This window comes from Clostridiales bacterium, assembly GCA_030016385.1.
In the GTDB taxonomy this organism is placed as follows: Bacteria; Bacillota; Clostridia; order Clostridiales; family Oxobacteraceae; genus JASEJN01.
This window is the reverse complement of sequence record JASEJN010000012.1, coordinates 12,745-28,003: the sequence shown is the minus strand read 5'-3', so window position 1 is coordinate 28,003 and position 15,259 is coordinate 12,745. Positions and strand designations below refer to the sequence as shown.

Sequence of the window (15,259 nt, the reverse complement as noted above, 5' to 3'; positions counted from 1 at the left end):
TATATGTTTGACGTAACAGCACTGGGGGAATTATTGATAGATTTTGCCCCGGCAGGATATTCAAAAGACAAAAATCTGTTATTTGAAAGGAATCCCGGAGGCGCGCCTGCGAACGTGCTTGTCGCTATATCTAGATTGGGAGGGCGCGATGCATTTATAGGAAAGGTGGGGAGAGATCAATTCGGCTACTTTTTAAAAAATGTGCTGGATCAAAACGGCATAAATACCGAAGGTATCAGATTTTCCGGAGAGGCTAATACGACTCTTACATTTGTGCAGCTGGATGAAAAGGGCGACAGGGTTTTTGATTTTTACAGGAAACCCGGAGCAGATACAATGCTTAAAGAGGAGGAAATCGACTACGATATTATAAAAAATTCAAAGATATTTCATTTCGGTTCCCTGTCGATGACCGATGAGCCATCTAAAAGCGCTACACTAAAAGCAGTCGAATATGCAAAAGAAGCAGGGCTTACTGTGTCCTATGACCCTAATTTGAGGCTTTCCCTCTGGAAGGATGAAACTCATGCGAAAAAAGAAATATCACGCGGATTAAAATATACCGATATTTTGAAGGTGTCGGAAGATGAATTGAGTTTTTTAACTGATAAGGAAGACCCTGAAGAGGGCAGCATGGAGCTTTATGAAATGGGGATAAAGCTGATTGCTGTAACATTGGGCAGCAGGGGATGCTATTATAGATGCAAAAACGGTTCGGGATATATAGGCTCTTATGATGTCCATGCAGTCGATACAACCGGAGCAGGCGATGCATTTATGGGTGCATTGCTTTATCGGCTGTGCAGGTTGGGCAAAAATCCGGATGACATAGGCAAAGACGAGATCGAAGGGATCGCGGATTTTTGCTGCGCAGTTGCAGCCCTTAGTACGACTAAAAAGGGTGGCATTCCTTCAATGCCTTACATGGAAAAAGTTAAATCTTTCATGGACAAGTTTGCGGAGAAAAGATAAACAGTACGGATGGATTTTTATGCTTGCATAGGGGGATTGGCCGGTGATCACAGGCAGCGTTTTCAATCAAATAATTGCTCTTTTTTTGATAATATTAACAGGATATGCCATCAGAAAGTTAAATGCCGTAGAAAGGCAATTTGAAAAGGGATTGGTTGATTTTATCATGAATATTGCCATTCCGGCGCTTACCATAAGTTCGATGGCATATAAGTTTTCTTTTGATACTTTGAAAAACTGTGGAATAGTTATTATAGTTTGTATTATTCTATCTGCTGTTCTGGTTATAATTGCATACGCTGTAACATTTTTTTTGAAGGCGGGCGATGCCACAAAAGATGTGTACAGGTTCATGCTCATTTTTGCCAATACTGGTTTCGTTGGCTTTCCGATAATCAATGCCGCTTATGGAAAGGTTGGAGTTTTTTATACCGCTGTATATAATTTGCCGTATAATATTTTGATGTGGACTGTCGGGCTTATAATATTGAATTCCCGGAAAATGAAGATGTCTGCAAAAAGCATGATAAATCCGGGCACTGTTTCAGTCCTGGCAGGATTTGTTATTTTCATATTATCCATAAAAATCCCGTCACCTATAGCTTCGGCTATAAAAATGACGGGTGATCTTGCGACACCCCTGTCGATGATATACATAGGTTTTAATTTGGCAGATGCGGATATAAAAAATATTTTTACCGATATTACGGCTTTTTTTATGTGTATTCTAAGGCTTATAATAATCCCTCTGCTATTTTTTATGATGTTGAAACCATTTATTAAAGATCCGTTGATACTTAACATAATTACCATATTATCCGCAATGCCCGCTGCGGCGAATACCGCAATATTTGCAGGAAAGCTTGGCAGCGACAAGCACACGGCATCATGGGTCGTATGCCTTTCAACGATTATGTCCATTGCCACCCTGCCGTTTATAATATACATAATAAACCTCGGCTCATAATTTGAAATAAGCTGCAGGACTTAGAACTTACAGAATTTGAATATGCGAATGAGTATTCAATAAACATAAGGCATATATTATGAATCGAAGATGATAAATATGGCCTGAAGTAAAAGGATGCCCTGTAATCAGGACATCTTACTTGAATTTTCGTTTTTATCTATAAGGCTTAACACTAATTTGGCAGTTTTATCTGCACAGTCGGGTTTGCGCTTCTTTTCCATCCTTTCAATAATTTCCTGTTTCCTTTCGGGATTATCCATCAGCATTTCGATGCACAGCGGCAGCGAATAATTAGTGGATGTTTTAATCGCCAGCCCGTTGTTAAGCAAATAATCGATATTTTCTTCTTCCTGCCCGGGAATATAATATGGTATTACCATGGGGATTCCCTTTAACATGGCTTCGGTAGTCGTAAGCCCTCCGGGTTTTGTCACCAAAACATCTCCTATTGTCAAAAGTTCCGGCATTTCCTTCGTGAAACCAAGGATCCTTATGGGTTTATTTGAGTTTATATTTGATACCAGTTTATTAAGTTTTTCTTTTAATGAGTAGTCGTGACCTGTTATGACTATTATCTGGAAATCATAATCACTGCTTATAAGGTCTAAAAGGCAATCTCTCATATTGCCTGCTCCAAAACTTCCTCCCATCAGTATCACGGTAAATTTGTCTTCAAGCTGAAACTCCTCTTTGACTAATTCAACATTGCTCCTTTGTATAAAATTCCGGCTTACGGGGATGCCAAAGGGATAAACCTTATCCATGCTTACGCCGAATTCCCGGAGGAGGTATGCAACATCGGTATCACCTACGATATATGCATCCACGTTATTCTGTACATAAGCAGGATGGGCAGTATAATCGGTCAGCACGGATATAACGGGTACATCTATTCTGCCGACTTCTTTATATTTCATAAGAGCCATTGTCGGGAAAGGGTGCGTACCTATGATGGCATCAGGTTTTTTGCTCAGTACCAGATTGAGTATTTTCTTACCCATGACCTGCTTTAAGAGGGTATCAAAATTATTTTTTTTCATCATGCCGGCGGATAACTTGTAGAATGATCCATATGTTTGAGGTATGTATTTTGCCGATTTTTCATAACCTCTCGAAACTATCCTGTCGAGCATAGGGCTTACGAATTTTAAGGAATCCACTATCGCGCATTCGCAGTCTTCTATATCAAAGGCTTCCTTTAAGGCTTTCGCAGCAGAATTATGTCCTCCGCCTGCTGAAGCAGTCAATATAAGTATCTTTTTCATCAAAATCACCTCTGTTTTTTTACATGAAACATTGTATTTTAAGTAAAATATATATTTACATCAAAGCAATATTTCTTATAAATATAATTATACATATTATTGGAGTAAAATTCACTTTTTTGTGCTTCCAATTTGTCGAACTTAAAAAACATAAGTTTTACAAGTAGATTATTTTGGTTAAATATATTAAAATACAATTGCAAATAAAATTACGGGGTGGTAATATGAGCAGAATCGGAGAAAAAATAAAAATAGAAATACAAAAGAAGGGCATTACGGCAAAGCAAATTGCAAAAAAGTGCGGAGTATCCGAATCATACATACTTGATGTTGAATCGGGGAAAAAGGTTATAAACGAGAAAATGATAAAAAAGATATCGGATATAATCGGCGTAAACTTAAATGAGCCGATGCTCGAAGACGAAATGGAATATGATGAACCCGTGGAGGATACGGTTCAGGGAACAAAGACTGAAAAGGCATCCGGCATATGGCAGTCGGCATTTTCAAATATAGTTAAAGATATACCCGTTTACGATATCGACATGAAGATAATAAAAGGATACAGGCATCTGCCGGTAATAGACAACAAAATAGAGGGCCATAATCCTGAAAAGCTCATATATATTTTAGTTCAGGATGATTCTATGGGCGGATTCAGGATAAAAAAGGGAGACCTGTGCCTCGCATATCTTAACAATGAACCGCTAAACAACCAGATTTGCCTTATACAAAATGGTGAAAGAAACATTATAAGGCAGATTAAAAGGCTGGATTCAAATAAAATGCTTTTAATATGGCATGATGAAAGGTTAAGGACCGAGACTGTAAACATAAAAGATATAAAGGTTTTAGCTCACCTCATTAAAGCCGAGATAGATCTTAGAAGTTAAGCCGGACAATTTTTGCACCGGCTTAACTTCTTGAATCTTTAATCCTTTCGGCTATGTGGTTGGCGCACAGCATGCCTGTTTGCAGGGCTCCCTGCTGCCACGCATGCTTCTGCGATATATGTTCTCCTGCGAAGAATATTCTGCCGTTCATCTCGGGCAATGTTACATTATATGAAAAAAGCGTTTTATCCTGCGGCTTCGTAAGGCATGCCGCCCCCCATTCATATTGCACATGGGACCAGGTTATTGTTTTATACGATAAAACCTTTTTGTCTATGGACCCCCATGGAAGCCCGTGTACCTTTTCCAGATACTTGAATACATCGTAAAGTTTAAGGCATTCATATTCATTGCCAAGTCTTTCAGACTCCATCGGCCAGCTGTAGGATGCCAAGATTACCCCAGGTTCGTCGGGCGATGCGTTCGGCCTTAATGTCCAGCCGTTAAGCACGCCTGGTATCGGCATGGCATGGTCTGAAGGATAATATATGGATATCAAGGGCAAGTCCGTGGAACTGCTTCCGCCGACTATTCTCCTGTCAGGATTTCCCTTTTCCCAGAATCTGTCTTTTAAAAGCAGCAATATCTTATGAGCGCTCTCATAATTCAGTTCGTTTACAGCCTGGGATTTTATTACGCTGAAAGGGGGGTCGACAATATTTCTTCTTAAACTTGAAAAAGGTATTGCGCATATGACATAGTCAAACCTTTCAAAATTATAATTATAGGTATTTTCATCTCTGTATTCGAGAATTATTTCCTTCCCGTTAAAATGCTGATATATGCCATCTATGGCACAATTCATTCTGATTGAGACGTTTCCCAGATCTTCTTTACTGATATTGTAAGCATCGTCATATTTTATTGCATGGAAGAGCGCCAGCGGAAGATTTGCCATTCCACCGTCTATATAATAGGTAAATATAAAATCTGACGTATAGATTTCCTGAAGGATTTCCGTAAGGCTGAGCCTGAAAAAGGTTTTATCGAAAGTGGAAACATATCCGAGCATGGATATGGCATTCTGGCTGAGGCCGGCGTTTTCATAAGCCCTTCGGTAATTATATTTATCGATATCTATAATCTGATCGGAATACTCGCGGTAAATCCCGACCAGTTCTTTTCTTATTTCAGGTGAAAGGGGTGAAAAATATTTTTCCGTTATGGAATCTGCAAGCTTTTGCCATTGTATATTTCTTTCGGACTGAGGCATGTTAAATCTTGGATATATATTTCGCATCACGCTGTAACCGGCAGGATCGTTAACAGCCCGACCTTTTCTCACATAAAAAAGTCCGTTTATGTTGTTTGTCGCAAAAGGCATCGTCCTGAGCCTGAACAGGTTTATATAATGCCAGGTTGTTTCATGTGAAACAGGTACCCTCATAGGTCCCAAATCTCCGAAATACTTCTTCCCCGGGTCAAAATAATGGGTTTTAGCCCGTCCTCCTATACTATCAGTTGCCTCAAACAAAGTTATGTCGCATCCTATTTTTTTAAGTTCAAATGCGGCAGAAAGGCCTGCTTCTCCGCAGCCTATGATTCCGACTTTTACATTTTTGCCGCAATTCTTTGGGCAGATTGTAAGTATATCCTTCGGAGGCGACATAAGCCCGATAATATTATCATAGTCCTCTAACCTTTTATTAGCGGATAAATAATACTTGAGCATTGCATGCCTTTGCTCATCTGTAGGATTGTCAAACTGGTATGGAACAGAAAAATTATAAGCCATCATCTACTCCCGTATTGATTATGATTATGGAATAGCATACTTTTGCACACAATTGTTATATTAATAAAATATGCGGCGGTGTTTTAATAAATGCAGCCATATGGCGGTAATCTATATAGTTTAGGACTTAATAATACTTATTGCTATTAATTGTATACATCATATAACTGCACATGCACATCATAATATCAAAAATAAAAAGGATTGATATTATGAGCAGAAGAAAACTTGAGATATCTCATAGATACTACAGTTATAGAAAACTTAAAGATATATATGACCATATTGATGATGCAGCAATGAAGATTAAACTCTTAGCGATTCTGCAAACATGGGATGGATTAACAAGCTGTGAAGTTGCAGAAAATCTGCACAAGTCAGACCGCTATGTCCGTAAATGGATTCATAGATATAATGAGAGTGGTCTCCCTGGCTTGGAAGATACACGAGGTGGATATTTTGCAGGTTACCTTACAGATGAGCAAAAACAACTTGTAAAAGAAGTCCTGCAAAAATCTCCTATGGACTGCGGTTTTAACCATAGTAACTGGACAATTCCATTGCTAAAACTGTGGATCGATAAAAAACTTCAGGTAGATTATAAAACAGCAAGTTTGTATGATGTTGTTCACAATCTTGGTTTTACTCTCCAGCGACCAAAGAAACAAAGCCGTAATGCTAATCCTAAGCTGCAAGAGCAGTTTAAAGAAGAACTTAAAGATTTAATAGAAACATCGGACAGTAATACGGTTATACTTTATGAAGATGAAGCTATTATTACAGATGAACCTACAACTACTCGTAAATGGGCACTTGAAGGTAATCAACCTGTTATTCCAACAGGTAGCCGCGGGCCACGCAAAAGAAAAGTAATGTTTGGTGCTGTTAATCCTTCAGATGGCCATGTATATTATTCTACCTATGATGTAGGCAACTCCGATACTTTCAAGAATTTTTTAAAATAAGCTATCAAAACGATACAAGAACAAAAAGGTAATTCTTTTGCTTGATAATGTAAGATATCATCATACCAATACTGTAAAAGAATACGCTGAAACCCTTGAAAATATTGAGTTTAAGTTTCTTCCACCTTATAGTTCTGACTTGAATGCAATTGAGCACCTTTGGAAGAACATAAGACACTGCTTTACACACAACCACTTATTTGAATCTATAAACCATATTGTAAATGCCATTAGAAAATATTTTATGAATATCCAAAGATGCCATGCTAAAGTTAAAAGGATGTGCGCCTACATTTACTAATCATTGTCAAATAATTAGTACTTTAAAAACCTAGTTTATATAAATTGAAAACAGCAATGCAAGGCAAAAATGGCCCTGATATAGTTCAGGTATATGACATAGGTACGAGGTTTATGGTAGACAGCGGATGGGTGGTACCGATGCAAAATCTTATAGATGCCGACAAGAGTTTTAATATAAAGACTCTCGAGCCCAACCTTTTAGGCTATTATACGGTTGACGGCAAGCTCTATTCGATGCCTTTCAACTCATCAACGCCTATTTTGTACTATAACAAGAACGCATTTAAAGAGGCGGGCCTTGATCCGGAAAAGGGACCTGTAAATTTCAAAGAAGTTGAACAATATGCGAAGGCGCTGACAAAGAAAGATTCTTCAGGAAAAGTTACCAGGTATGGTTATGCAATGGCCATATATGGATGGTTTTTTGAGCAGTTCCTTGCATACCAAGGGTATGATTACGTAGACAATTCTAACGGAAGGCAGGGAAAGGCTACGGTAGTAGTCTGGGACAAGGGGGACGCTAAGCAGGGTGCGTTAAACTTGTTAAATGAGTGGAAGAAACTTGTGGATTCAGGCAATGCTGGAAACTTCGGGAGAAAAACCGACGATACAAAAAATGCTTTTATAGCCGGAAGAACTGCCATGATAATAGAATCGACTGCAGCACTTGCAGGATTGCTTAAAGGATCCGGAAACAGGTTTGGAATTGGTACTGCATATCTGCCGAGTATTTCGGAGAGCAAGGATAAAGGCAGCGTAATTATAGGCGGTGCATCTTTATGGGCTATAAACAATGGAGATGAATCGAAACAGAAAGCGGTGTGGGAATTTATAAAATACATGATTTCGCCTGAACAACAAGTAATATGGAATAGCCAGTCGGGTTATTTTCCTGTGACTACAAAAGCCTATGATCTTCAGTCGATGCAGGATCATCTGAAACAGTTCCCGCAGTTTAAAACGGCCATAGACCAGCTTCATGGCACGGCTCTTACAGAGGCGACAAAGGGCGGCTGTGTCGGAGTATTCCAGGAGGCGAGGGCGACAGTTGAATCTGAAATAGAGAAAATGCTCCAGAACAAGGAGACGCCTGATCAGGCGATAGAAAATGCCGCAAAGACTATAAACAGCGCAATTGAAAACTATAATAGCAACAAGAAATAGCAGGGTAGCAGGGGACGGTTAATCAAAATTCCGTTCATTGCGCTGCTAAAAAAACATAAGTTTATATTGGCCGATAAAATTAATTTTTTTCTTATTGACATTGGCTTGTACTATAAAGTATAATAGTAAAAGGTTGCTAATTTTATTATTATTTATCAATAAATTGAAAGGGAGGCAGGAATATGTTAATAGTATCGATTAAGATGAGAACACAGGTATATACACACTACAGCCCTGCCTTTTTGCAAGCATTTATTTAGATCGTCAGATAAAAAAGGCCATGGGTTGTGTCCCATGGTCTTTATTTTTTTAGAATATGCCATGGGAGTCCATGGTTTTTTTATGCCTGTATTTTAAAAGGAATGTTTTGCTAAAGGATTAGCCGGGGTTTATGCAATCAGGAAAATGATCAATGAATATTCAGGAAGGGGATTTATTTATCAGGGGGTGTTTTAGTGAAGAGAGTTTTTAGATATATATGGAAGTATAAACTGTTTTTGATCATACCTTTCTGCGCCATGCTTTTAGGTGTGGTTCTGGACATGCTGAATCCATATATCGCAGGTACGTTTGTCGACAAGGTAATATTAAAAAAGCAATTGAATATACTGTGGATGGTTCTTGCGGGAGTAGGCGGTGTATCTGCCGGAAGGATGGTGCTCGGGTATGTCAAAGAATATATGTACGATATACTTTCCTCAAAGGTTGCGGTCGATTTGAGAAAGGATTTATTTGACCATATACAAGAGCTCCCGTTTAAGTTTTTTGATAACATGAGTACAGGGGAGCTTATGTCGAGGATGACGGGGGATATCGACAATATCTGGAGATCCATATCCTTTGGCATAGGACTGTTTGTTGAAAATGCCATATATTTTATAACTGCCGGAGCCATACTTTTTACATTGAATGTAAAATTGACATTGATAAGTTTGTTTACGATGCCTCTTATAGCGTATATTGCATTCAAGCTTGAAAAACGGGTCGACGAAGCATACCAGAAGCTAAGCGATCAAGGGGTTATTTTAAATACGACAGCGGAGGAAAATATAGCAGGGGTACGGCTTGTCAAGGCATTTGGCAGGGAAAAACATGAGATATGCAAATTTTTAAGGCATAACAAAAAAAATGCGGACCTGAGTATTGAGCAGGCCAGGATATGGGGAACATACCATCCCATGATAGAATTCCTCGGAAATTTTACGGTAATAGCCGTTGTATCCATAGGAGGGCTTTTGGTAATAAATGAAAATATATCCATAGGAACACTGGTGGCGTTCAACGGCTATATATGGATGCTCATATGGCCCATGAGAAATCTCGGATTTTTAACCAATGTCATAGCCCAGGCCAGCGCATCTTCAAAAAAAATATTTAAAATAATGGATGTCGAACCGGCGATAAAGGATCCTGAAAAACCCGTGCACGTCGATAGTATAAAGGGGGACGTTGCCTTTGAAAATGTATCGTTTAAATATAACGATTCGTATGTTCTAAAGAATATCGATATAAATGCAAAAAAAGGATCGACTATCGCGATAATGGGCGCTACGGGTTCCGGCAAAAGTTCCATTATTAACCTTATAGGAAGGTATTATGATGTTACGGAAGGCAGGATTACCATAGACGGTTTTGATGTAAGGGATATGCAGCTTAAGACTATAAGGGAGAATATGGCTGTGGTGATGCAGGATACTTTCCTGTTCTCAGATACTATAAATGAAAACATAAGGTTTGGATGTGAGAATGCATCGGACGAAGATGTATTGGAAGCCGCAAAGGATGCATCCGTCGATAAATTTGTATCGGAAATGGAAGACGGTTACGAAACGATAATTGGAGAGAGAGGAGTCGGCCTTTCAGGAGGACAGAAGCAGAGGGTATCGATTGCAAGAGCGCTTCTAAAGAATGCCAGGATATTGATACTGGATGATGCAACATCCGCTCTGGATATGGAAACGGAGTATGAGGTGCTCAAGGCCATAAAGCGCAGAAGAAGGGACTGCACGACGTTTATTATCGCCCACAGGATATCTGCCGTCAAAGATGCTGATGAGATACTTATTATAGATAACGGACAGATCGTAGAGCACGGCAGCCATAAGGAGTTGTTAAAAAAGCAGGGAAGGTACTACCAGATATTCAGCGAACAGTTTAAGGATATCGGATTTGACAATGAAGAGGTGATATAATGGCAAAAAATACATTTAGAGAAGATGAAGAGCTCAAAAAAAGCGTGAATATAAAGATTATAATAAGGCTTTTAAAATATATGAAAGATTATAAAATAGAGATTGCAAAGACCTTATTCTATATGGCAATAGTGGTAATATGTTCTCTTTTAAATCCGTATATTTTAAAAATCGCCATAGATAATAATATACGCTACCGTGATGTCAAGGGGCTTATCATAATCGGAATCATAATGATAATTATGAATATCCTGTCGATGATATGTTCAAGGCTGAGGATATTTACAATGTCGAAAGTGACCAATAATATACTTCTTACGATAAGGCAGGAACTTTATAACCACATACAGAAGCTGACATTTTCATTCTTTGACAGCAGGCCGGTCGGGAAAATACTTGCAAGGGTCATGGGGGATGTGAACTCACTGCAGGATTTATTTACAAGCAGCATAACAACCCTGATCCCCGAGACGGTTACTTTCTTATGCGTTATAATTATAATGCTTTCGCTGGATTACAGGCTGGCGCTTGTTTCATTTTCAATATTGCCATTTATGTTTGCGTTCATGTTTTATATACAGACCGTCAGCCGTAAAAGATGGCAGATTTTCAGGAAGAAGACGTCCAATTTAAATGCGTATATACATGAGGATTTTTCAGGTGTAAGGGTTACCCAATCGTTTGCGGCGGAGAAAAAAACGTCTTCAATGTTTTTCGACCTTGCTAAGACTCAAATGGCATCGTTTATCGATGCTGTAAGACTTAACGACATGTTCTGGCCTTTAGTCGAGATAAGCTCGGGTGCGGGTATGGTGCTTGTATACTGGTATAGTGCAAAGTTAATGGGCATAGGGAGCATAACAGTTGGCATAGTTGTCGCATTCGCAAATTATGTCTCCATGTTCTGGCGACCGATAATGAATATAAGCAATTTCTATAATATGCTTGTAACAAATCTCGCCGCCGCCGAAAGAATATTCGAGATAATGGATATAAAGCCTGATATAGAAGATGGCAAGGAAGCGGTGGATGCTCCCCTGATAAAAGGAGAAGTGGAATTTAAGAATGTGACATTTGGATATGAGGATGGAACAGTCGTCCTTGACGATGTAAGTTTCAAGGTAAGACCCGGTGAGACAATAGCGCTGGTAGGACCTACGGGCGCCGGCAAAACTACTATTGTAAACCTTATAAGCAGGTTTTATGATACCGTAGGCGGCAGCGTATTGATAGACGGCAGGGATGTCAGAGAACTTACAATAGAGTCATTGAGGTCCCAGATGGCCGTTATGATGCAGGATACTTTCCTTTTTTCAGCCACGATTAAGGAAAACATAAGATATGGGAAACTGGATGCAAGCGATGAAGAAGTCATAAATGCGGCGAAAGCCGTAGACGCCCATGGATTTATCATGAAGCTTGAAAAGGGTTATGATACGCAGGTGAATGAGAGGGGAACAAGGCTTTCGGTAGGCCAGAGGCAGCTTATTTCATTCGCCAGGGCTATACTTGCAGATCCAAGGATACTCATACTGGATGAAGCTACGGCAAGTATCGATACCCAGACCGAGAGGCTCGTACAACGCGGGATACAGAGGCTCCTGAAAAACAGAACGTCTTTTGTAATCGCGCACAGGCTATCCACCATAAGGGATGCAGACAGAATAATGATAGTTGATAACGGCAAGATAATTGAAGAGGGAAACCATGAGAGCCTCCTTAAAAGAAGGGGATTGTATTACGACCTTTATATGGCTCAATACAAGTTCCTCAATGAAGAGGCGTAAATATCGGATGCATATTTTTATTTGAAGAATATTATGAGAAAAATATCGAAATTTAATGATTAGAATAATATTCTTTAAATAATTTTGATATGCTCCTTTTTTTAAAAGGAATTGCAAAATAAATGGAGAAATTATATAATTATTATATTTTAAATATGGCTTGGCATCGATTTTATGCTAAAATTGGACTTAGATTATTAAACCTAAATGTTCGCCAAACTGATGGTTTGTAATATAAAATCTTGCATAAATAACAGGAGGTATGGATAAAACATGGATGTTTTGATGTCTAATTTTTTAAACAGACAAAAAGCTGCCGTCAAGGAGCTTGTACAAAAACTATCGAGGCGGTTTTCTTATGTGTCTGTGCTCGGAACAGACACTCTCGGGAAAAGGTATGATGTCAAAAAGACAGGGGTAAGTATAAAAGATTCGATGTGGACTGAAAGAGGATTTGTAGCGAGGATTTATAACGGCGTGAACTATTTCGAGTATTCATTCAACGATATATCGGGGGACAATGTTGATGAGATTGCAAAAAGGATAACTGAAATAGCTTTAGATTCCCTGAACAACATGAAGGGAAGGGTAAAAATATCTTCGTATCCTTTAATACAGGAGAAGGAAATAGAAAAATCGTATACCGGACAGGTGGGTATTGACCCCGCTGACGTAAGTGACAGCGATATTTTAAAAAAGTTAAACCTGGTTAAGGATGAAGGCTTAAATATGTCGGATATAGTAGTGGATATCAGAGCCACATATGAATGCGTTCATGTATCCAAAATATTTATATCCACAAAAAAAGACCTGCAGCAGTCATATATATGGAGCCAGGCATACATAGTGCCTTTTGTACGGGAAAACGGCAAACAAAAGTTTTTTTTCAAGGTCTTTTCGGGATTAAAGGGAGTAGAACTTATCAATGAAGTGGAGCCTTATTTAAGGGAAACAATCGAAACGGCGAAGGGATTATTAAATGCCGACAACATAGAACCCGGCGAATATGATGTGATATGTTCGCCTGAAATAACCGGGCTTATAGCGCATGAAGCCTTCGGTCACGGAGTGGAAATGGATATGTTCGTCAAAAGAAGGGCAAAAGCCACGGAGTATATTGGAAAGCCAGTCGCTTCGAAGTATGTAACAATGCATGACGGCGCTTCAGCTGCAAAAGAAGTTTCCTCATATATGTTTGATGATGAAGGCACCCTTGCCCATGATACCGTTATAATCGATAAAGGTATATTGAAAACAGGTATTTCCGATTTGCTTTCGTCTTTAAAGCTCAAAACGGAGCCTACAGGGAACGGCAAGAGGGAATCCTTCGAGAGAAAAGCCTATTCGAGGATGACAAATACATTCTTTTCCGGCGGAAATGATAAACTTGAAGACATGATATCTTCAATAAAGTACGGTTATTTTCTGGATGGGGCTGAAAGCGGAATGGAGGACCCCAAAAACTGGGGGATACAGTGCATGTTATTTATAGGAAGGGAAATAAAGGACGGAAAATTTACGGGCAGGATTGTTTCTCCGGTCATAATGACAGGATATGTTCCGGATCTTCTGAAATCCATATCGATGGTTTCAGAAAATGTAGTCTTGTTCGGTTCGGGCGCATGTGGAAAAGGCCACAAAGAATATGTAAAGGTGTCTGATGGCGGACCATATATTAAAACAAAAGCGAGGCTGGGGTAATGATAGAAAAAATAGAATCGGTGTTAGCGAATTTTAAAGATATAACGGGCTGGAAAATCGTTGAGAATCATATAAAGTCAAGGGAGCTTTTCTTTGTAAAAAAAGAACTGGATATGAGCCGTGCCAAAGAAGTTCAAAAATATAAAGTCACAGTTTACAAAGATTTCACTGAAGACGGCATAAAATACAAGGGGTCGTCGGAAGTGGCCGTTCATCCAACTATGGATGAAGCAGAAATAGAAAGTGTTATAAAAGGTGCTGCTTTTTCCGCAGGATATGTAAAAAGCAAATACTATCCGCTGGTAAAGGGACGCCCATCGGCTGGTAAAACAAAAGATGTCAACCTTCCCGAATTAAAGCAGATAGACGAGATGTCAGGGGCAGTATATAAAAACGATGTAAATAGCGATGGATGGATAAACTCATGTGAATTATTCCTGAACAATGATTATACAAGGATAGTCAACTCTGAAGGAGTCGATGTGTCATATACCGGTTCGGATGGGCTGCTTGAACTGGTCGTTGACTGGAAGGGCTTAAAAGAAGAAGTTGAGCTGTTTAAGTATGTCAACTTTGCCGGGGATGCCAAGGATATTTTAAGCGAAAATGTCAGGGAACTGCTGGATCTTGCTAAAAATAAGGCCGTGGCAAAACCAACTCCCTCTCTTAGGAAATCTACGGTGCTTTTGACAAGAGAGTCAGTCCCGACATTTTTTAAATATTATTTCGCACAATCAGGCGCCAGAGGGGTATATGATAATATATCGCAGTTCAAAGTGGGCGAAACAGTACAGGGGGAGAATGTACAGGGAGATTATGTTAATATGGTGCTCGATCCGTGTTTGAAGAATTCATCGGATTCAAGGCCTTATGATAATGACGGCATAGAGCTTAAACCGGTTCTTATAATAGAGAATGGAATACTTAAAAGATACTGGGGGGATGCGATGCATTCTTATTATTTAAATATTGAACCCACAGGTTCCATAAAAAATATTGTAGTAAAGGGCGGAAGTAAATCCATAGATGATATGAAAAAGGAACCGTATCTTGAGCTTTTGGCATTTTCGGACTTTCAGATGGATGAGTTCACGGGATATTTTGCCGGAGAGATAAGGTTTGGATGGTATTTTGACGGGAATAAAAAGATACCTGTGACCGGGGGTTCCATTTCAGGAAGCATTCAGGATGTTCAAAAAAATATGTTTTTATCAAAGGAGACATCACAGCAGAACAATTTTTATGGGCCTAAAACCATACAGCTTTTTAACGTATCTGTTGCAGGAAATTAACGGCTGGAAAGGGCGGCAAT

At 39.2% G+C, this 15,259-nt stretch carries 11 protein-coding genes; 9 read left to right on the top strand and 2 right to left on the bottom strand.

Annotation, left to right across the window (positions count from 1 at the left end; genetic code table 11):
• The first annotated feature begins 3 nt into the window (after positions 1–3).
• Both QME45_04590 and QME45_04585 read left to right on the top strand, forming a co-directional pair.
• Positions 4–972: a PfkB family carbohydrate kinase gene (locus QME45_04590; GenBank protein MDI6617940.1), complete on the top strand. Its 969-nt coding sequence runs from the start codon at positions 4–6 to the stop codon at positions 970–972.
• A gap of 43 nt (positions 973–1,015) precedes the next feature.
• Positions 1,016–1,939: an AEC family transporter gene (locus tag QME45_04585; GenBank protein MDI6617939.1), complete on the top strand. Its 924-nt coding sequence runs from the start codon at positions 1,016–1,018 to the stop codon at positions 1,937–1,939.
• A gap of 128 nt (positions 1,940–2,067) precedes the next feature.
• Here the strand turns inward: QME45_04585 and QME45_04580 are convergent, their stop codons facing one another.
• The gene (locus QME45_04580; GenBank protein MDI6617938.1) at positions 2,068–3,207 is read right to left on the bottom strand and encodes a glycosyltransferase; all 1,140 of its coding nucleotides are present in this window, start codon (positions 3,205–3,207) and stop codon (positions 2,068–2,070) included.
• 224 nt (positions 3,208–3,431) lie between these two features.
• Here QME45_04580 and QME45_04575 point away from each other — a divergent pair, with 224 nt between their 5' ends.
• Positions 3,432–4,100 (top strand): helix-turn-helix transcriptional regulator, encoded by a 669-nt coding sequence (locus tag QME45_04575; protein ID MDI6617937.1) that lies wholly within the window; start codon positions 3,432–3,434, stop codon positions 4,098–4,100.
• A gap of 22 nt (positions 4,101–4,122) precedes the next feature.
• Here the strand turns inward: QME45_04575 and QME45_04570 are convergent, their stop codons facing one another.
• The gene (locus tag QME45_04570; GenBank protein MDI6617936.1) at positions 4,123–5,838 is read right to left on the bottom strand and encodes an FAD-dependent oxidoreductase; all 1,716 of its coding nucleotides are present in this window, start codon (positions 5,836–5,838) and stop codon (positions 4,123–4,125) included.
• A 209-nt stretch (positions 5,839–6,047) separates the two neighbouring features.
• Here QME45_04570 and QME45_04565 point away from each other — a divergent pair, with 209 nt between their 5' ends.
• The 6 genes from QME45_04565 to QME45_04540 all read left to right on the top strand — a co-directional run bounded on the left by QME45_04565 (position 6,048) and on the right by QME45_04540 (position 15,239).
• Complete coding sequence (locus QME45_04565) at positions 6,048–6,800, top strand: IS630 family transposase (protein ID MDI6617935.1); 753 nt, start codon at positions 6,048–6,050, stop codon at positions 6,798–6,800.
• Positions 6,801–7,145: 345 nt separating this feature from the next.
• Positions 7,146–8,267 (top strand): ABC transporter substrate-binding protein, encoded by a 1,122-nt coding sequence (locus QME45_04560; GenBank protein ID MDI6617934.1) that lies wholly within the window; start codon positions 7,146–7,148, stop codon positions 8,265–8,267.
• Positions 8,268–8,722: 455 nt separating this feature from the next.
• The gene (locus QME45_04555; GenBank protein ID MDI6617933.1) at positions 8,723–10,459 is read left to right on the top strand and encodes an ABC transporter ATP-binding protein; all 1,737 of its coding nucleotides are present in this window, start codon (positions 8,723–8,725) and stop codon (positions 10,457–10,459) included.
• Positions 10,459–12,246: an ABC transporter ATP-binding protein gene (locus QME45_04550; protein ID MDI6617932.1), complete on the top strand. Its 1,788-nt coding sequence runs from the start codon at positions 10,459–10,461 to the stop codon at positions 12,244–12,246. The genes QME45_04555 and QME45_04550 overlap by 1 nt, the downstream gene beginning before the upstream one ends.
• Positions 12,247–12,519: 273 nt before the next feature.
• On the top strand, positions 12,520–13,947 hold the full coding sequence (locus QME45_04545) for a TldD/PmbA family protein (GenBank protein ID MDI6617931.1): 1,428 nt from the start codon (positions 12,520–12,522) through the stop codon (positions 13,945–13,947).
• Positions 13,947–15,239 (top strand): metallopeptidase TldD-related protein, encoded by a 1,293-nt coding sequence (locus QME45_04540; protein MDI6617930.1) that lies wholly within the window; start codon positions 13,947–13,949, stop codon positions 15,237–15,239. Before QME45_04545 ends, QME45_04540 begins: the two co-directional genes overlap by 1 nt.
• The last annotated feature ends 20 nt before the right edge of the window (positions 15,240–15,259 follow it).

Excerpts from the sequence above, each read along its gene's own strand:
- QME45_04565 (MDI6617935.1), top strand. The coding sequence starts at position 6,048 with ATGAGCAGAAGAAAACTTGAGATATCTCATAGATACTACAGTTATAGA.
- QME45_04545 (MDI6617931.1), top strand. The coding sequence starts at position 12,520 with ATGGATGTTTTGATGTCTAATTTTTTAAACAGACAAAAAGCTGCCGTC.
- QME45_04570 (MDI6617936.1), bottom strand. The coding sequence starts at position 5,838 with ATGATGGCTTATAATTTTTCTGTTCCATACCAGTTTGACAATCCTACA.
- QME45_04550 (MDI6617932.1), top strand. The coding sequence starts at position 10,459 with ATGGCAAAAAATACATTTAGAGAAGATGAAGAGCTCAAAAAAAGCGTG.
- QME45_04580 (MDI6617938.1), bottom strand. The coding sequence starts at position 3,207 with ATGAAAAAGATACTTATATTGACTGCTTCAGCAGGCGGAGGACATAAT.
- QME45_04590 (MDI6617940.1), top strand. The coding sequence starts at position 4 with ATGTTTGACGTAACAGCACTGGGGGAATTATTGATAGATTTTGCCCCG.
- QME45_04540 (MDI6617930.1), top strand. The coding sequence starts at position 13,947 with ATGATAGAAAAAATAGAATCGGTGTTAGCGAATTTTAAAGATATAACG.
- QME45_04575 (MDI6617937.1), top strand. The coding sequence starts at position 3,432 with ATGAGCAGAATCGGAGAAAAAATAAAAATAGAAATACAAAAGAAGGGC.